The sequence below is a fragment of the Lacticaseibacillus daqingensis genome, from assembly GCF_003946115.1.
GTDB classification, from domain to species: domain Bacteria; phylum Bacillota; class Bacilli; order Lactobacillales; family Lactobacillaceae; genus Lacticaseibacillus; species Lacticaseibacillus daqingensis.
On the sequence record NZ_RHOH01000010.1, the window covers coordinates 1 to 18,258 of the forward strand.

General features: G+C 49.4%; 15 protein-coding genes and 1 pseudogene. 7 read left to right on the forward strand and 9 right to left on the reverse strand.

Features of this window, described 5'->3' with window-relative positions:
- Nucleotides 1-177: 177 nt before the first annotated feature.
- Nucleotides 178-1,416 (forward strand): ISL3 family transposase, encoded by a 1,239-nt coding sequence (locus tag EKM88_RS10470; RefSeq protein WP_125705958.1) that lies wholly within the window; start codon nucleotides 178-180, stop codon nucleotides 1,414-1,416.
- Between the two features lie 296 nt (nucleotides 1,417-1,712).
- Here the strand turns inward: EKM88_RS10470 and EKM88_RS10475 are convergent, their stop codons facing one another.
- From EKM88_RS10475 to EKM88_RS10510, 8 genes are all read right to left on the reverse strand, one after another.
- Entirely contained in the window at nucleotides 1,713-3,989 is a 2,277-nt protein-coding gene (locus EKM88_RS10475) for a glycoside hydrolase family 31 protein (protein ID WP_164512080.1), read from the reverse strand.
- 93 nt (nucleotides 3,990-4,082) lie between these two features.
- Complete coding sequence (locus tag EKM88_RS10480) at nucleotides 4,083-5,720, reverse strand: glycoside hydrolase family 13 protein (protein WP_125705962.1); 1,638 nt, start codon at nucleotides 5,718-5,720, stop codon at nucleotides 4,083-4,085.
- The gene (locus EKM88_RS10485; protein WP_164512081.1) at nucleotides 5,717-8,032 is read right to left on the reverse strand and encodes a glycoside hydrolase family 31 protein; all 2,316 of its coding nucleotides are present in this window, start codon (nucleotides 8,030-8,032) and stop codon (nucleotides 5,717-5,719) included. The genes EKM88_RS10480 and EKM88_RS10485 overlap by 4 nt, the downstream gene beginning before the upstream one ends.
- A gap of 11 nt (nucleotides 8,033-8,043) precedes the next feature.
- Nucleotides 8,044-8,730 (reverse strand): hypothetical protein, encoded by a 687-nt coding sequence (locus EKM88_RS10490; protein ID WP_125705966.1) that lies wholly within the window; start codon nucleotides 8,728-8,730, stop codon nucleotides 8,044-8,046.
- 4 nt (nucleotides 8,731-8,734) lie between these two features.
- Entirely contained in the window at nucleotides 8,735-9,607 is an 873-nt protein-coding gene (locus EKM88_RS10495; protein ID WP_225418474.1) for a carbohydrate ABC transporter permease, read from the reverse strand.
- Nucleotides 9,608-9,619: 12 nt separating this feature from the next.
- A complete protein-coding gene (locus tag EKM88_RS10500) occupies nucleotides 9,620-10,534 on the reverse strand; it encodes an ABC transporter permease (protein ID WP_125705968.1) in 915 nt (304 codons plus the stop codon).
- A 42-nt stretch (nucleotides 10,535-10,576) separates the two neighbouring features.
- Nucleotides 10,577-12,241: a type 2 periplasmic-binding domain-containing protein gene (locus EKM88_RS10505; protein ID WP_125705971.1), complete on the reverse strand. Its 1,665-nt coding sequence runs from the start codon at nucleotides 12,239-12,241 to the stop codon at nucleotides 10,577-10,579.
- 76 nt (nucleotides 12,242-12,317) lie between these two features.
- Nucleotides 12,318-13,304: a LacI family DNA-binding transcriptional regulator gene (locus tag EKM88_RS10510; protein WP_125705973.1), complete on the reverse strand. Its 987-nt coding sequence runs from the start codon at nucleotides 13,302-13,304 to the stop codon at nucleotides 12,318-12,320.
- 212 nt (nucleotides 13,305-13,516) lie between these two features.
- Here EKM88_RS10510 and EKM88_RS10515 point away from each other — a divergent pair, with 212 nt between their 5' ends.
- The 6 genes and pseudogenes from EKM88_RS10515 (at nucleotide 13,517) to EKM88_RS10540 (ending at nucleotide 17,656) form a co-directional block, all read left to right on the forward strand.
- Nucleotides 13,517-14,107 (forward strand): hypothetical protein, encoded by a 591-nt coding sequence (locus EKM88_RS10515; RefSeq protein ID WP_125705975.1) that lies wholly within the window; start codon nucleotides 13,517-13,519, stop codon nucleotides 14,105-14,107.
- Nucleotides 14,008-14,667, forward strand: a complete 660-nt coding sequence (locus EKM88_RS10520; protein WP_164512082.1) for a YhgE/Pip family protein — start codon at nucleotides 14,008-14,010, stop codon at nucleotides 14,665-14,667. The genes EKM88_RS10515 and EKM88_RS10520 overlap by 100 nt, the downstream gene beginning before the upstream one ends.
- 351 nt (nucleotides 14,668-15,018) lie before the next feature.
- Nucleotides 15,019-15,418 (forward strand): annotated as a pseudogene (locus EKM88_RS10525) (sigma-70 family RNA polymerase sigma factor).
- Between the two features lie 22 nt (nucleotides 15,419-15,440).
- On the forward strand, nucleotides 15,441-15,698 hold the full coding sequence (locus tag EKM88_RS10530) for a helix-turn-helix domain-containing protein (protein ID WP_125705979.1): 258 nt from the start codon (nucleotides 15,441-15,443) through the stop codon (nucleotides 15,696-15,698).
- Between the two features lie 367 nt (nucleotides 15,699-16,065).
- Complete coding sequence (locus tag EKM88_RS10535; RefSeq protein WP_125705981.1) at nucleotides 16,066-16,326, forward strand: helix-turn-helix domain-containing protein; 261 nt, start codon at nucleotides 16,066-16,068, stop codon at nucleotides 16,324-16,326.
- A gap of 61 nt (nucleotides 16,327-16,387) precedes the next feature.
- Entirely contained in the window at nucleotides 16,388-17,656 is a 1,269-nt protein-coding gene (locus tag EKM88_RS10540; RefSeq protein ID WP_125705983.1) for a site-specific integrase, read from the forward strand.
- Nucleotides 17,657-17,864: 208 nt separating this feature from the next.
- On the opposite strand, the gene rpsI is transcribed toward EKM88_RS10540, so the two are convergent.
- Complete coding sequence (gene rpsI / locus EKM88_RS10545; RefSeq protein WP_125705985.1) at nucleotides 17,865-18,257, reverse strand: 30S ribosomal protein S9; 393 nt, start codon at nucleotides 18,255-18,257, stop codon at nucleotides 17,865-17,867.
- Between the last annotated feature and the right edge of the window lies 1 nt (nucleotide 18,258).

Below are 18,258 nucleotides of genomic sequence, written 5' to 3' on the forward strand. Positions count from 1 at the left end.
CGCCGACCTTGGGCAATTTCTTCGCCGAGTGGTGTCAAAAACTTCGCATTACTTGGTAAAGCTATATGCCGTCTTCACGCCGGAATTTTTAGGCCTTTTTAGATAACAAAAAACACCTACGCCTTCCAGTGTTATGCTTTAAGCGACCAAACTAAAAGATAAACGAGGTAGGAATAGATGTCTCAACTAGATAGTACACTCAAATTGCTTGGAATTACAGATACAAATATTCATGCACAAGATGTTCGCGAAGAGTTTCACGGCAAGGGCTCGGGTCGTAAGAAATACTTGGTGGTGCACGCTGATCTGACCTATATGCTCACAAAGTGTCCGCGGTGCGGATTTTCTGATCTCCACAAGAATGGACATAAACTCACCCGTATCCACGTTGAAGGGCCTTCAGACCAACCGGTTATCCTTGAGTTGAACAAGCAGCGCTGGCGTTGCGCACATTGTCACCGCACCTGCACAGCGACGACTTCTGTTGTCAAAGCCAATCACTCAATAGGAAACAAATTGGCGATGCACGCACTTAAGCTTTCAGGAAGATCACTGACCCTGACGAATACAGCACTTCTCACGGGAATCTCTACGACCTCGGTTCAACGAATCCTGACCGCCAACATTCATCCGCACGCCAGCCGGAATCTCCCAGTGAATCTTTGTTTCGATGAGTTCCGTTCAACCAAGTCGGCGATGTCTTTCATTTGTATTGACGCCGATACTCACAAGGCCGTCAAAGTCCTCGGTGGACGGCTTAATAAGGACATCAAGGAGTTCTTCATTAATCAGTATAGCGTCACGCAACGCGCGGCCGTTAAGCGCGTTGTGATGGATATGAATGCCGCATACCAGCTGATTGTTCATGAGCTCTTCCCAAATGCCGAGATCGTCATCGACCGCTTCCACATCGTGCAAATGATCGGGCGTGCGATGGACCAGATCCGTGTTTCGGTGCTCAAGCAATTAGATGGGAAGTCCCGCGAGTACAAGGTGTTTAAGTCGCTTTGGCGTCTATTCCATTTGGCCCATCCCGACGCCAAGAAGTCGCGCTATTTGTTCGGCCTCAATGAATACTCGACCCAACAAAATGCCATCGATCTTGGGACCGCGGTATCACCAGAATTCAAAGCTGCCTACGAGACTTACCTTGCCATCCATGAAGCGTTGATGGGTGGTCATCCTCGTGTCCTCAAACGACTGATCACTGAGTACCAGCCAAATAGTTCTGTCATGGACACTGCCATCGCCACCTTGCGAAAGAATCTTCAATGGATCATTAACGCCGCCAAGTCTCCATACTCCAACGGCCCAATCAAAGACATCAACCGCAAGATCAAGGAGCTTAAACGTACCTGTTATGGCTTCGCCAACCAAGCCAACATGTTCGTTCGGATCTATCAGCTCGTCGCCTAAGACTCCTGAAACAAAGTCCCAGTTCCAGCCATTCGTCGAAACGCCTTCACCATTGAGTTCTCCTCAGCTTCTTAAACAATTAAACAATAAAAAGGCCTCCCATGGTCGGGGAGACCTTCAAAGGATAAAAACTATCCTTCAACACCAGTTGACAAATTTCCTGTTTTTGACAATATTATTTGTCCCGAATTTCTGTGTGCCTTGCCACATTTCAATCAAATCCACACAGCCTGAACTCATTACAATCGCCAGGCTGTGAATGGGTAAGCATCGAAGTCAAGTACTACATGATACTTTTATTCTTGGCTTTGATAGCTAAATGTAACGTCAGAACAGCTGGCGACCCGAACGAGTTCATAGTACAACGCAGCTAAGTCACGATCCTTCAACGTCTGGAGATAATCGTTCAAGGCATCGGCCCTGAGGGTTGTCAACTTACCGGCCAAATCATTTTTGAAATCGTAGCCGTTAATTGGGCGCTTGATTCGCTCGTCAAGCATTGATGCCATCGCAGTTTCAGCTGCTTCCGAAGTGGTTCGCGGCAAGTCAACCAAGCTACCGTCTCTAATCGTACATGCTATCTGAACGCCACGATCAATGACAATAATTCGGTGTTTCCTTTGGGCGGGTATAATCTCCGTGTCTCCTGAAACGGAGAGCCTTGCCTGGTTGGTTTTTGCATCCACGTGCAGCGTTGATATCACTCGCTTATCACCGTCATCCTCAACCATTTCAAAAGTATTATCTGCACCTGGATATACCCACCAATCAATTGTGCCTGGTAAGGCAGTACCGAAGTCTTCGGATTGATCAGCCCCAACCATTGGAATGATTGCCCCTGCCCGAACAAAGACCGGGTATTCCTCCAACCGACGATTAACGATCATTTCCGTATTACCTGGATAGTGCCATCCTGTTGTCATATCACGCCAATCGCCTTCCGGAAACCACATCTCTGCGGTGCCGTATTGTAAGGCTACCGATTCAGGTGCAGTTATTGGCATGACCATCATCTGGGTTCCAAATCGGTACTGGTTACGATACTGGTAGGCACGATCATCGCGTGGATAAGTGTAATACATCGGTTCAATCAGTGGGCTACCCTGCTCATGAGCTCGTACGTTCATCGTGTAAAGGTATGGAACTAAGCGATGCCGAAGTCGCAAGAACTCGGTCATTATCTGTTGGTAGCGCGAATCATATTTCCACGGCTCTTTGCCAGAGTATCGATTATTTGAACTGTGCAATCGGTTGATTGGGCTGAAGACCCCAAGCTGCATCCAGCGTGTCGTAAGCTCAGCATCCCGGACTCCGCCCATGTGACCACCAATGTCGTGACTCCACCAACCATAGCCAATATTGGAGGCAGTTGCAGTGAAATATGGTTGAAATGCCAAGGATCGCCAGCTGATAATTGTATCACCGGAAAAGCCGATTGGATAACGATGACTACCCGGACCAGCGTACCGGGAGAGTATCAACCCCTTAGCATGGTGCAATTGATGATCTAAATAATGGTAGTGGTTAAGTAACCATAGCGGGTCAACACCTGCAGAGCGTGACACAGTCCCTTGTTGCCAATCGATCCACCAGAAATCAACCCCTTCTTCTTCAAGTGGACGATGCACCAATTCAAAATAGGCACGTCGGAAATTAAGGTTCATCAAATCAAAAGACGCAGGTTCACCCTTCGACTGATCCAACTTTAACGCCTTGGCTACCGTCTGATACGCCGCTTCAAAAGGCCGAATTCCTTCAGCTGGGTGCACGTTGAGACTGGTTTGTAACCTCAGCGTGTGTAATTTAGTCAGGAAACGCTCCGGATCTGGGAATAACTGCTTATTCCACGTATAGCCCGTCCAGCTGCTCCCGTATTGCTTAGGTGTATCCGTCAGATGCCAGTCCATGTCGATCATGCCAACGGATAGCGGAATCTGTTCGGCGCGGAACCGCTCCATCAGCTTCAGGTAACTCGCCTCAGTATACGGCCAGTAGCGACTCCACCAGTTGCCCAAGGTAAACCGCGGCAGCAGCGGCGTTGCGCCGCTCAGCCGATAAAAATCATGCAGCGCTGTCTTGTAGTGATGGTTGTAGCCAAAGAAATACAGATCTGTTGACTGAGTCGCCTTGGCGCTCAAGGTCTGGTCGTCAGCCAACAGCATAGTCTCGGAGTCATCCAGCAGCGCGAACCCGTCCCGGGAAATGATGCCATCCTGCAGCGGGGTCTCACCGTCACAGCCGTCCAACGTCCGGGCGGTCCCTTTCAACGTGTTCGGGTGATCGCCGTACCGATACGTCCCGCCGTAACGCTCGTCAGCCGGGGTCATCTGGATCACCAAGCCGCTCGGCGAGAAGGGCTGCTTGTCATAGAAAAGATGCAGTTCCTTCGTGATGATCTCAAGCTGGTCGGCTTTGTCGATCACCGTGTAGTCAAAGACTGGAAAACTCCGGTTGGTGACCTGAATCGTGCGCTGGTCAACGAACTGGCCCTGCGTTGAATATTCCAAGCGCAGCAAGCCATCGGTCAAGGCGGTGATGCGATAGTGGCCATCCGTCAATACGTTGTTTTTCATTTTCATCCCTCACTCGGTTAGTTTCGAGGCGATTCCCACTCTAGTCAAAAGCAGGCCCTCAAAAGGACCCACTTTTGCCCATCAAAGCATCGTCTACGCCTTCACCTCAACCACGAATGCCTCATACGGCCGCAACTGCCGCTCGCCGCCAGTCAGCGCGGTGTCCGCATAATTGCTGATGATCAGCCGTTCAGCCTGATCCGTCAACGTGAACGCATTCGACTTTGCTGAGACGTTGGCAACAATCATCCACCGGCGGTTTTGGTCCGTCCGGTAATAGGCAAACACGTCATCGGCGGTGTCTTCAAGCAAGGTATAATCGCCCCAAACCACCAAGTTATTCTGCTTACGCAAGGCAATCAGCTGCTGATATGTGGCCCAAACCGAATCCGGATCAGCCACCTCGTCCGCCACGTTATACTGCACGTGGTTAGGGTTGATGTGCAGCCACGGCTTGCCGGTGGTGAAGCCCGCCCCGTCAGCACTATCCCACTGCATTGGCGTGCGCGCGTTGTCGCGCCCTTTGACATTAATGGAGTGGATCACATCCGCCGGGTTATAACCCGCCTCAACCCGTTCGTTGTAGAGATTGATGCTTTCAATATCGTCAATTTCTGCAACCGAAGTGATCGGGTAGTTCGTCATACCGATTTCTTCACCTTGATAGATGTACGGCGTCCCCTTCATCATGTGCAGCAGGATCGCAAATAACTTCGCACTCTGATCATGATAATTCTGATCATCCCCCCAGCGCGAGACGATGCGCGGTAAGTCGTGATTGTTCCAGAACAAGCTGTTCCACCCCTGATCACCTAACGCCGTCTGCCACTTGGAAAGCACCCGTTTCAAGTCAGGAACTGCCAGCGGTTGGAGGTCCCACTTATCCTTACCCGGCTGCTGGTCAAGCCCGCTGTGCTCGAATTGGAACACCATCGACAGTTCGTGCCGCGCAGGGTCTGAGAACAGCTTAGCAATCTCAGGTGTTGCACCCCAAGTCTCGCCTACGGTCATCAAGTCTTGACCCTTGCCGCCGAAGGTCGTCTGATTCATCTCCTGCAGGTAGTCGTGGAGCTTCGGCCCGTTGCCCGTGATCATCTTATCGGGCTCCTTGCCGATCAGATCGATCACATCCATGCGGAACCCGCCGATCCCCTTGGCAATCCAGAAGTTCATCATGTCATAGACGGCGTGTCGAACCGCTGGATTGGCCCAATTCAGATCTGGCTGTTTCGGGCTGAACAGATGCAGATAGTACTGGCCAACCGTTGGGTCATATGTCCAAGCTGGACCGCTAAACGTCGAACGCAGACCGTTCGGTACATCCTGTCCTTCAACTGGATCGCGCCAGACGTAAAAATCGTGATACGGTGCATCTTTGGCTTTTCGGCCCTCCACGAACCAGCGATGCTCATCGCTGGTGTGGTTCACGACCAGATCCATCACGATCCGGATCCCGCGCGCCTTGGCTTCCGCAATCAGTCGTTCCATATCCGCCATTGTGCCGAATTCCGGCAAGATCGCTTCGTAATCCGAGATGTCGTACCCATTGTCATCGTTAGGCGACGCGTAGACCGGGCTAAGCCAGATGCCTCCGATACCCAACTGCTGCAGGTAGTCTAGGCGTGAGATGATCCCTGGGATATCACCGATTCCATCCCCATTGCTGTCTTGAAAGGAGCGCGGGTAGATCTGATACATGACAACGTTTTGCCACCATTTTCCAGTAGTCATTCAATTACCTCTTTTTTATTCAATGCGCAGTATTGCTGTTTATCCAAAACGAATTTTTGCTGAATATGACCAACATGTACCCGGATCTCACGGTAGAACGCTACCGCATCCCCGGCATGGGTGACCGTTACCGCCGCAACCCCTGCAGACACAGTAATCTGGTAGAGGTTATACGCGCCATCACGGTAGGCGAAGCTGCTACCGTCATCTTGATAGTGGCGGTACGTCCCATGATCGCCAAAACACCGAAAGTCCATCTCCTGATCTGGCGCGTCGGTCAGATACTCCTGCTTCGGCCCCATCGGTACCATTGTCCCCACTCGGCCGAAGAGCGGTAACGCATCAAGTGGAACTTCGACTCGGATCTCCTGACCGCCGGCCAAGTGCTCACCGGTCCAAAAATCGATCCACTCCCCCGCCGGTAAATAAACCAGGCGGCTGGTTTTACCCTTCTCCAGCACCGGGGCGACCATTAGCGCATCACCGACCATATACTGGTCGCCGATCTCGACCACGGCTGGGTCTTGATCGAAGGCATACACTAGCGGCCGCATCACCGGTTCCCCGGTCTGCTCACCGGTGGCAAACAGATCGTACAGGTACGGAATCAAGCGGTAACGCAATTCGAGATACTTGCGGTAAACCGACAGTGTCGGTTCACCAAAGGACCAAGGCTCCTGCCGCCGATTCCCCATTGCGCTGTGGTTGCGCAATAACGGGCTGAAGATCGCACCTTCGATCCACCGAATCAGCAACTCAGGTGTCGTATCCGCCCCGAAGCCGCCGATATCCGTTCCGGCGAAGCTGAACCCACTCAGCGCCAGGTTGCACAGCTGCGGCACCATCATCTGAAGGTGCACCCAGAGGCTCTGATTATCCCCTGTCCACACCGTCGCATAGCGTTGCGTGCCAGCATAGGCGGCCCGTGTAATTACGAACGGGCGCCGACCAGTTTGCTGCTGCAACCCTTCATAGGTCGCCCGTGCCATGTTATGGCCAAATAAATTATGCATCTTCGCATGTGTGCTTTGCTTCGCCTCATCGGTAAAGACAAGATCATCTGGCAACGGCCCGTCGAATCCTGCCGGCTCGTTCATATCGTTCCAGATGCCGTCCACTCCGATGGCAGTCAAGCGTGTATGGTAGTCTCCCCACCATTGACGCACTCGGGGAGCGCCAAAGTCAGGATAAACCGCTTGCCCTGGCCAGACGCGGTTCGTGTACACTTGCCCCACCGGTGTTTTGACAAAACAATCGTTACCGACGCCATCGTCATAAACCGAGTAACCCGGTTCGGCTTTTACGCCTGGATCAATGATTGTCACGAGCTTGAAGCCCTGTTGATGGAGTGCCTTAACAAACGTTGCCGGTTGCGGATAGCGGATTGAGTTCCAGGTGAATACCCGATAACCGTCCATGTAATCAATGTCTAGATGTAACACATCACAAGGCAGGTGATATCGCCGCATATTGTTTGCAATCTCGCCCACTTCAGCGGCGTCCTGCCAGCCGAACCGCGACTGCTGATAGCCCAGCGTCCAGCGCTGCGGTAGCGGGGTTGGCCCGGTCAGCTGCGCATACTGCTGAACAACACTGGCCAACGTCGGCCCACCGATCACATAGTAATCCAGCGGCCCCTCCGCCACAGAATAGTAGTAATACCCCGAATTCTCTTTTCCGAGGTCAAAGTGACTCCGGGCAGCATTGTCGAAGAACAAGCCATATGGCCGGCCCTCGCGCAGACCGTAGAGAATCGGTACTGACTTATACAACTTGGTGTAATGCTCCAGATGCGGTGACGCGTCATCCGTGTTCCAATTGTCATACTCATAGCCGCGCTTATCGATAAACCCGGTTTTATCGCCTAAGCCATAAAAATGTTCGTCCGGCGAAAGCGCCTTAATGACCTGAGATGATACCGCATTGACGGCACTATCACGTCCTGCATGGCCTTCTTCCTCTAGGACGGAATGGCTGTCTTCTGGCAGATCTAGGTTCAACGGAACCCGTTGCCCGCGATAATCGAGCACGAGCGCCAGGTCATTCGCGTCATACACATCGACATGCCCTGAAGCATCAATATGTAAGTGCAATGCTGACGTCTGAAGGCGCACGCCGCCAGCATTGTCACGATCAACGGTGAACGGCGCCTGACTTGGCGTTGCAATCACCGCATGAGACGTCAACGATAACGCCTCGGGTGCACAGACCCGAATGATCTGCGCGGAAAAAACCTGCAAGCTAACGGCGGGGTGCGCCGTAAAGTCGATGTGAACCGTCTGATCGGCTGTCGTTATCGCTTTGATTGTCATATCAACCCTCATCACTGCTTTGTGAGCACCGCCCGTGCCAAAGTCTTCACGTAAACATGGTAGACCCAGGCGCCAACGAGGCTAGGACCGGCAAGGCACACGAGCGGAAACATTGGTGTGTGAAAACTCACCACCAGAAGTACGGCCGAACCACCACCAACAAGCAATGCGATAATCCCGTTACTGAGCGTCATCAAGACTCCATTTTTGAGATAGTCTTGCCACGTCTGCTCTCGCAGCGTCACAAAGGTTAAACTCATCAGGTAGGCAACGCAGACCAGAACGCATAACAGCAAGTGAACTCCCATCAAGAATACTGAATGGTGACTGTAATATAGGGCCGCATTCAACACTATTGCAAGCATCACTGCTGCCACAGCACTCACCTTGACCGTCATCCGATAGCTCTGCCGTACTGTTCGCCAGCTACGTTGCCAAATATGATTCGGTACCGACTCATCTGCTTCACTGAAGGTAGCCAGGGTACGAAACACTGCGACCATCGCCGGCGATAGGACAAATGGTAGCAGCGCCAAGGCAACCAATACTAGTGACCGTATCTCATCCATTGATCGTGCATACGATAAGGCCAATGCGACAAACAGGTACGGCCAACCAAGCACAATCCATTGCACACTCGCGACCATATACCGATAGAAAAAACGAACCAGCCCATCCGTTAGCTTCACCAAGTTCATTTCGTTACTCCTTCACGGACCCAATCGTCATCCCAGTGACAAAGTACTTCTGCAGGAATGGATAGATCAGTAGCAATGGTACCGTTGAAACCACAATCTTTGCCGCATTTAGCGTTTTGTTGGAGATCGATGTCAATGCGTGCAGTTGAGAAACATCTGTAACTTTCGTGATATCAATATTGAGCTGCTGAATATAGGTCTGCAGCGGGTAGTTCGCCGCACGATTCATGTACAGCAGTCCACTGAAGTAATCGTTCCAATGGCCAACAATCGCAAACAGTGACACCGTGGCTAGACCTGGCAACGACAGTGGTAAGTAAATCTTCAACAAAACGGTCATCTTTGAGGCCCCATCCATGATTGCGGCTTCCTCAAGGGCATTTGGTAGCCCTTTGAAGAAGTTCATCATCAGAATAACGTTGAAGATTGGCACTGCACCTGGTAGCACCAGCGCCCAGATCGTGTCCATCAGGCCTAAGCTCTTGATCACGATAAAGGATGGAATCATCCCACCGTTAAATAACATTGCAAAGATAATCAAGTTCATATAAACGTTACGCGCATGGAAGTCCCGCTTGTTCTTAGATAGCGGATACGCCATCAAAACAATCAAGACTAAGTTAATTAACGTACCAAGCACAACCCGTTCAATAGAAATCCCGAATGACAGCCAGAACTGGTGATCCTCTAAAATCATTCGATATGAGCTGAGATTAAAGTGAACTGGAATCAGTCCGACTTGGTTTGCCGCCGCCGATGCACTGTCACTAAACGAGATTGCAACCATATTCACCAGTGGGAGCAGGCAAGAGGCGGTCAGTGCCAAGACAATCAGCCAGATAAAGAAATTAGCAACTTTATTCGTATGCTTCTTCACGCTGCATACCTCCTAGAAAATCTGCATGTTGGCGAACTTCTTGGACGCCTCGTTGGCTGAGATCATCAATGTGGCACCAACCAAGGACTTCAATAGTCCAATCGCCGTACCAAGACTATATTGTTGTCCCAACAATCCAACGCGATAAACATACGTATCGATGATATCGCCAGTCTGATAAACAATCGGGTTATACATGTTGAAGATCTGATCGAACCCGGCGTTCAAGATGTTGCTCAGGTTTAACGCCGTCATCATCATGATGGTCGGAAGCATCCCCGGAAGGGTCACATGTAGTAGTTGACTCCACCGACTGGCACCATCCATTTCGGCTGCTTCATATAGCCCTGGATCGATTCCAGTCAGCGCAGCAAGATAAATAATCGAACCGTAACCAAATCCTTTCCAGACATCGGATCCAATCATGATTGAACGGAACCAATCATTACTTCCCATAAAAAGGATTGGCTTAACCCCAAAGGTCTGCAAGAACGTATTAACTGGGCCATGGTAATCAAACAGGTTGATGACCACCGTTGCTAGCACAACCCAGGACAGAAAGTTAGGCAGGTAAACGACAGTTTGAATCGTTCGCTTAGCCCAGTTGACTCGAATTTCGTTCAGCAGTAGGGCAAAGACCACTGGCACAATCGTGTTAAAAACGATCTTCCAGCCGGCAATAATCACCGTGTTCGCGAGAATCTGCATGCTGTCCGGAATCTGGAACATATACTTAAAATTAGCGAGGCCAACCCAGTCAGAGCCAAGAATGCCTTTTGCTGGGATGTAATTTTGAAAAGCCATTACGATCCCCGCCATTGGCACGAAGCTAAATACTAACAGGAACAGCATTCCCGGGAGCATCATGAGGTGATACATGAGTTGGGAGTCTTTATGTTGCTTGTTTTGAGTGCGTGCTAATTGCATTGTCTCTCCCCTTCCGCCTAGCGTTGTGACCCGTTCTCAGCACTAGTTCTGTGACTTAATCTCCTGTTTGACCTCTTTGGTAATTTCATCGCCACCAAGTTTGTGCCAGCTCTTAACAAAGTCATCGAACTTATCAACGCTCTCTTGGTTCGTCACAATCTTCAAGAAGGTGGCATCTTCCATCTTGCTCAAGTTAGCCCACTTCTGTTTCATAGTTGCGGTTTGGCCAAAGAAGACAGGGTGAACTTCTTCAATCTTGGACAACGTATCTTTCATCTTACCGGTAGAGACATCGCGAGTGATGTGGCCACTCCAAGCGTTGTTATCAGCGTTAGCAGGGTCTGCGTTATAGGCCTTGATCTTCTTATAGTTCTGGTAATCGTCTAGAATCAGCGTCTTAGGATCTTTCTTTCCATTGATTGCTTTCATGATATTATCATGCATGTCGGTCGTTGCTGTCGCGTAGTTAATCAGCAGATCAACTGGCTTGCCACCATCGTAACCCTTCAGACCGTAGTTAACGATTGGCTTGTATGCGTAATCTTTATAAACCAGCTTGTCGTTCAAAAGACTAGCAATTTTTGCTAGGAGTTCAGGGTGCTTGAACCCTTTGCGTACAACGAAGTATGAACCAGCTGTGTTCTGAGTGTACGCCTTGACCTTACCGTATTTGTCGGTGATGACATACGGTTGCCAGTCAGCCTTTGGGTTATTCTTGTAAGCATCGGTCAGCGGATAGTCCCCAGACCACCACGGCCCAAAGAACGCACCACATTGACCGCTGGTAATGACAGATTCAATCTTGTCTCGCACGCTCATCTGCGGATCAATCAAGCCCTTCTTAAACCAGCCTTGCAGGTAACCCAACGCCTTCTTAGTTTCTGGCGTCGTAGATCCATAAACGACCTTGCCGTCTTGCTTAATCCACTGACGTGGGAAGGAGTTGAACTTGGACATCACGTCATCAGCTTGGAATAAAGAGGCATAACTGCCACCGACCGTCTTGGACAGTCCCAGGCCAATGGTCTTGCCCTTACCGTTGTTACCGGGATCCTTGGCCACAAACTGTTCAAGAATGTTTTCAACATCATCGATATTCTTTGGCGCCGCAAGTCCCAACTTATCCATCCAGTCCTTGCGTACCCACAGCATGGTTGGTAGGTTGTTCGTTTGTGTCGTTGGCAGCGCCATCAACTTGCCGTTGAAAGTAGCCTGTTTCAGTGGCCGCCCTCCGTACGAGTCGTACATCTTCTTGATCGACTTAGTGGTACTGGTCTTATATACCGTAGACAGGTCCTGGATCAGGTCGTTGTCCACCAACTGCTGAAGCTGGCTTTGATTGACTGCCATAATGTCAGGTAGGTCACCCGTTGAGATCGCCATCGCAACTTTCTGATCGTAGTTATCGCCGTTTTCAGCCTCAAACTTATCAACACTGACCGCGTTCAGATTCTTCTTAATGTAACGGGTATAGACATTATTTTCGTAACTATCACCTTTAGGTAATTTCGGTGCACCAGGAATTGATTTACCTACAGTATACTTAACAGTATTCTTGTACTTTGCGAATGGCTTCTTTTCTGCGGCAGTAGCCGCAACGTTATCTTTATCAGAACTCGACTCGCCTTTGCTCATGCATGCGGTTAATAATAGAGGTACTGCGCATAATAATATCGTTGAAGCAATTATCTTTGCATTAATCTTCATCACTGTTCTCCCCCTGCAATTCACATGTTTTAATTTTCCATCAGCGTAAACGTTTACGTTGATGCTAAAAAATTTCCTATACTGATCGTCGTTCAAAAATACGATGCTTTAAAATTTCCGACTCAATCACCTGTCCAGAGTCGATTGCTGTCGTGAGCTTCTGAACGGCCTTGGCGCCCATTTGGAAAAAAGGTTGACTGACCGCTGTCAACGCTGGATTTGCCATTTCAGCAACGCGCGTATTATCGTACCCAATCACAGCAATATCGTCTGGCACACGTAATCCTAGATCCCCTGCCGTGTTCATAATTCCTAGTGCAGTATCATCAGAAACTGCAAAAACCGCATCCGGCCGATGCACGAGTCGAAAGAACGCGTGCATTGCTTCAATTCCGGACTCGAAAGAAAAGGTTCCAGAATGAATCCACTCGGATTCAACTGGTAGATTGTGATCCAGCATTGCTTGGCGATAACCCGCCACCCGTGGCAAGCCTGCTATTGTGTCTTGCATATTAGGACCTGCAATCGCAACCGCACGGTGTCCGTGTTTAATTAGGTAGGTGGTTGCGTCGTAAGCAGCAGTCTGATCATCCACCTTGATATAAGGAATCCCACTATTACTCTTCGTTGAGACGAGAACAACTGGAAATACCAAATTTTGAATTTGATTTTCTACCGCCTCATCCAACGATATCGAAGCAATGATGAGCCCTTCGACCCGACGTTCCGCCATTAAGCTGACACAGTCCATCAAATTTGTTCCGTCTTCACCTGCGTGCGTAATAATTACGCTATAATTATTACGGCTCGCGACAGTTTCGATTCCTTCCACAATATCACCGTAAAAAAGTGTAGGAGCGTTGGGCATGATTAAGCCGATAATTCGAGCTGAACTCTTCTTCAAGCTTGCCGCCATTTTGTTGCGATAGTAATTAATTTCACGAGCCGCGCTCTCGATTTTTTCTCTGGTCTCTTCGCTGTACCCCCCTTGGTTGTTAAGTACGCGTGAAACAGTTGCGATCGATACACCTGTCATCGTAGCAACATCTTTAATCGTTGGCATATTCGGCCTCCATGTAAACGTTTACTCAGCTAATATAGCACACGTGTTTACGAGCGGCAATAGTAAGCGCGTAAAAAGCCGAAAAAAGCCAAGCATTTAGTTAATCGCTTTCGGCATTTGCCACACAAGTCAATCAAAGCGAGCTAGCCGGCACAAACAACTTAGCGCAACTCGCAGCCCTCATTCAAGCAACCCAAACTGCCATTAACCAAATGCAGTCAGCAGCCAGTCAAACCAGTACTGCTACCAGCGAAAATGTTGCCAAAGCAGCCGCCGAGCTCAACCTGACACCCAATCAAATGAAGGCCTTAACGGATGCAGTGACCAACACTTATACAGCCAGCAACAATCGCCAGCAAGCTGGCTTGGAACCCCTTCTGAATAAACTGCAAAGTGCTCTGAACTCACTGCAAACCGCTACGAGCCATCAAGATCAAACAGCAAGCACCGTTAGCAGCGCCTTATCCCAGCTCACTAACGCTTCAAGCCAGCTTGCACAAGGTAACGCCCGGCTATCAAGTGCTTCTGAAACCCAGCTTGCGCCCGGTGCCGTTTCTCTAGCCACTGGTTCAGCCACACTGAATAGCGGGATCAATCGCCTTGAGGCTGCGCAAAGAAATTGGACGCCGGACTGGAAACATTATCTGCTAGTGGGCCAACCCTTGTCAGCGGTAATCAGCAGCTATCCGCAGGGGCTCAGAAATTGCTCGCAGGCGGACAAAAGCTTTCTACCGCAGATAACCAGCTTACCGCGGGTATTACAACAATTTCTAAAGGTAACCAGCAGCTTTCTACTCGCCTAGCCAACGGCACTAAACAACTGCCGAAATTACACTTTACCAGCGCGACGGCACACACGATCGCCAGCCCAACCAAGGTCACCGATCACAATCGCGATTCAGTGCCAAATAACGGCACAGCAATGATGCCGTATATGGCCGGTGTTGCTTTATACGTTAGCGGCATGGTCTTAAACATGTTACTGGACACCGTCACACCAAGGAAAAAGCCCAAGCGAGTCGTTGATTGGTGGGCAAGTAAAGCGGTTATGATCAACGGCACTGCAATCGCCGCGGCAACAGTTGAGTTACTGACGCTAATCGGTATTGCTGGCTTACGGCCAACTAACATTTTTTCCACTTGGATAACACTATCGTTAGCCAACCTAGCGATGACCAATATGACTACTTGGCTTAATCTTTCAATAGGAAAACTTGGTTCACTGGTCGCCATGATCCTGCTACCCTTCCAACTAGGCAGCGCAGGTGGTACGTATCCGATTGAACTCAGTAATGCTTTCTTTGAGGCCATTCACCCGTTTCTACCGATGAGTTATGTTGTCGATGGGTTCGCCATACTGTAATGATGAATAGCTGGCCGGCTGCTGATTTACTGATACTAGCTGGATTCTTCGTCGGGTTCTCAGCACTTAATTTTCTGAATTATGTTCGCAGATCGCTGCGGACAAACGAGCTTTAATTTGATTCATTGAGTGAGACCGGTACCCACGAATCATAAATTCATGTTTCGCCATCGATCGCCTAACGTTAGTTTGATGAATTTTTCGCGAATATCGATTAACGCCGTTGGCAATACCGTCAGCGGCGTTTTTGTGTGCTTTTCCGATTGAAATAAAAAATCGCTTCTCGGTTTCATTTCAGGTGACAAATCTTGTCTGTATATGTGTACCGAAAAATGACAGGAGGTCAGCGTCATGAGTAATGAACGCGAAATGTCAAAAATGTTTATTCGTTACATGCAACAGGTGCTCAGAAATGAGCGCATCAATATCTACCAAGCCAACTCGAAACGTATCAAAGAAATACCTCTCGAAGATTGGCTGTTAGAAGAAATCACTGATCCGGGTCATCTCGAAGACTTTTCTCTCACTGTTGACGAGATTGCCCATCTCGAATCCTTCATCGAAAATGAACGTCTTGCCACGGCGGTTGCGACCCTTTTCACAGCTGATAAGATGGTCTTATACCAGTATTATTTTTCGGAGTTGAATGATGTAGAAATCGGCATCCGCTCTGGCAAGAGCAGTCAGGGGGGTGAATAAAAGGCGGCGAAGGGCACTTTTGCGAATTAAGGATGCTTACACAAACATGTAGAGAATACAAGGAGGGGTATTCAATGCATTATACAGAGATCGATAACCTAGTAGCGGTTATCTTGGCAGCGCAGGATGGAGACGATGAAGCAATGTCCAAACTACTCGATATGTTCAGCCAAGATTTTGATCGTGAAGCTGCATTCGGAAGAAGCTATGTCGATCCCGATTTGAGGCAGGAACTTCAAATTAAGTTTGTATTCAGCGTTCAGCGCTTCAACGTCGCTGAACATTTATCGCGACCGTCCACTCAATCAGGTTCACAACTAACTCGCACGTAATCAATTTCAACTTTTTCAACTTTTTTCTGATTTTGGTTTCATTTAGACCCGCTCCCGCTGTCTGTATATGCATAGGCGGGATTTTCTTTTCCCCGCTAGTTCTTTGACAACTGAATACCATCATTCAGCAACGAAGGCTCCACAACGCCATGACCTCCCACGAGCGAGCGATTAACCCAGTGGGCCGGATACTTGCACGTCACCCTGACGAAACGAGGGAGAGAGGCTCTTATTAAGACCCTCACTAGCCGGTTGGAACCGGGTTGAATGATGAGTTGCTCGTTACAACATCAGTTTCGCCAACACCGTGAGGAAGGAGGTATGTCATATTTCAGCGCAAGCAACGGAAGCGTCAATCGATTTTCCAATGGACGATCAGAACGTGATTGCGATTCGTAACGCTCTGTCGACTTTATTTATCGATGAAGTTCACAGGGCTCGCGAAGAACAAGCACAGCATGATCGGTACCTGTTGAAGATGGAATTGTGCGCATACCTGAAAATTTCTAACAACACCTTAGACAAGTGGATTGAGCTTGGCTTACCACGGATCAACATCTGTGGCGTTGTTCGCTACGATCGCGATGCAGTTGATCAATGGCTTCGCAAACACGTTGAAGGATGGTAATATGTCGATGTAGCTTTACGTCCTGTTCAAGCTCGTTGACAAACAACAGGAGGTAAATATCATGTCTATTACTAAAACTAATGCAGGCACTTACTTTGTGGAGGTGTTCTACCCTAAAGATATTCGCGGTGTTCTTGGTGTGAAGGTTCCCCGCTACCGTAAAACCGTAGCGACGAAACTAGAGGCAAAGACGCTGCAAAAACAAGTAGATGCAAAGATCAAGGAAGCTCAAAAAACGCAATCTGCGGGTACTATCAAGAAGAACGGTGAAATGCTATTCAAGGACTTCTACCGTGAAATCTGGTGGCCGCTATACGCTGCTGGCGCAACCGGACGCATTCGCATTATTCCTTCCGAGGAAACCCAAGCGAATACACGTAATATTTTCCGGCTGCACTTGCTTCCGATGTTCGGCGAGTATTCCATGACTTACTTGAATCTCAATAAACAGTTCGTTATGCAAGAGCTAGCAATTCTGTCAGAGAAGTACGCAAATATTCGCACGGTCAAGTCTTACGTCAGTCAGATGTTTGATACCGCCGAAATGGTAGACTTCATCGACGTGAACCGGCTAGAAAAAGCCATCGCCTCCATCGGCAGTCCCAAGAAGGAACGGCTCGCCACTCGTCGCAAGATGACTGGTGAATCACTTTCTGCTGATGAAATGGTGGCTTGGCTCGACGCTGCCAACACAGATCACGAAAACGGTAAGTTGAGTGATCAAGATTATCTGTTACTTCTCCTCACGCTCCATCTCGGAGATCGTAAGGGTGAATCATACGGATTACAGTGGAAGCACGTTGACTTCAACACCGGCTATGTTCTGATTGTTCAGGCACTCAAGAAAAGCGGCAAGGTTGGGCCAACCAAGGCCAAGAAGGAAACTTCTCACGCCTTACCACCAGTTCTGATTCCAATGTTGAAAGAATGGCGCGACAAACAAGCTATTGAACTCGCAGAAGTGAACCTAGAATCTGGACCAAACCAGTTTCTGTTTACCTACACGAACTTCAAAGGCGGGATCAACCAACCGCTGCACGCCGACTATCTTAACTATCGCTTGAATTCGATCTACAAACGCCACCCTGACCTCGTTCGGGTCACACCACACAAACTGCGGCATACTTTCTCAACGCTTGCACGACAAGGTGGCGCCAGCTTACAGCTGATTTCAGAAGCGCTGTCACATTCTAGCATCAAGACTACGCGCGTGTATGTCAACACGCCTGATATTGTGGGTCTGGATGTTCATGACAAGTTCGCTGAACGGATCGCAGAAGCTAGAAAGAATTCACTCGCACAAGAAATGAAACTCAACGAAACTCATTAAAACTGACGTACAAAAGAACGTAAGACTAGGACACACGCCCTAAAAGTTCTTGAACCCAAGGCGCCTCAAATGAAAGACGCGCACAAATCACGCCCTAATTTGAGGATAAAAAAAGTGGCCCGCCCTAATTGGGAGAACCACTTTCGATGTTCGAGACTTACTTGAAACGTTGTCGTACCAACGTTTCCATCTCGATAGCATAACGCTATTAACGTTTGCTAAATTGAGATGCCTTACGAGCCTTCTTCAGACCTGGCTTCTTACGTTCCTTCATACGAGGGTCACGTGTCAGCATGCCGGCGCGCTTGAGCGGGCCGCGGAAGTCTGGGTCAACGGTGAGTAGCGCACGGGAAATGCCGTGACGGGTTGCGCCGGCTTGGCCGGAGAAACCGCCGCCGTTAACGTTTACCAGAACATCGTACTGGCCGGTCGTTTCGGTGATGCCGAATGGCTGGGTCAGATCGAGGATCAGGTTTTCATATGGCAGGTAGTCGTGGACATCCTTGCCGTTCATCGTGATTTTGCCGGAGCCGGGCACCAAACGGACGCGGGCAACGGAGTTTTTGCGGCGACCAGTGCCGCTGTAAGATACTTGAGCCACA

Excerpts from the sequence above, each read along its gene's own strand:
- EKM88_RS10470 (WP_125705958.1), top strand. The coding sequence starts at position 178 with ATGTCTCAACTAGATAGTACACTCAAATTGCTTGGAATTACAGATACA.
- EKM88_RS10475 (WP_164512080.1), bottom strand. The coding sequence starts at position 3,989 with ATGAAAAACAACGTATTGACGGATGGCCACTATCGCATCACCGCCTTG.
- EKM88_RS10480 (WP_125705962.1), bottom strand. The coding sequence starts at position 5,720 with ATGACTACTGGAAAATGGTGGCAAAACGTTGTCATGTATCAGATCTAC.
- EKM88_RS10485 (WP_164512081.1), bottom strand. The coding sequence starts at position 8,032 with ATGACAATCAAAGCGATAACGACAGCCGATCAGACGGTTCACATCGAC.
- EKM88_RS10490 (WP_125705966.1), bottom strand. The coding sequence starts at position 8,730 with ATGAACTTGGTGAAGCTAACGGATGGGCTGGTTCGTTTTTTCTATCGG.
- EKM88_RS10500 (WP_125705968.1), bottom strand. The coding sequence starts at position 10,534 with ATGCAATTAGCACGCACTCAAAACAAGCAACATAAAGACTCCCAACTC.
- EKM88_RS10505 (WP_125705971.1), bottom strand. The coding sequence starts at position 12,241 with ATGAAGATTAATGCAAAGATAATTGCTTCAACGATATTATTATGCGCA.
- EKM88_RS10510 (WP_125705973.1), bottom strand. The coding sequence starts at position 13,304 with ATGCCAACGATTAAAGATGTTGCTACGATGACAGGTGTATCGATCGCA.
- EKM88_RS10515 (WP_125705975.1), top strand. The coding sequence starts at position 13,517 with ATGCAGTCAGCAGCCAGTCAAACCAGTACTGCTACCAGCGAAAATGTT.
- EKM88_RS10530 (WP_125705979.1), top strand. The coding sequence starts at position 15,441 with ATGCATTATACAGAGATCGATAACCTAGTAGCGGTTATCTTGGCAGCG.
- EKM88_RS10535 (WP_125705981.1), top strand. The coding sequence starts at position 16,066 with ATGGACGATCAGAACGTGATTGCGATTCGTAACGCTCTGTCGACTTTA.
- EKM88_RS10540 (WP_125705983.1), top strand. The coding sequence starts at position 16,388 with ATGTCTATTACTAAAACTAATGCAGGCACTTACTTTGTGGAGGTGTTC.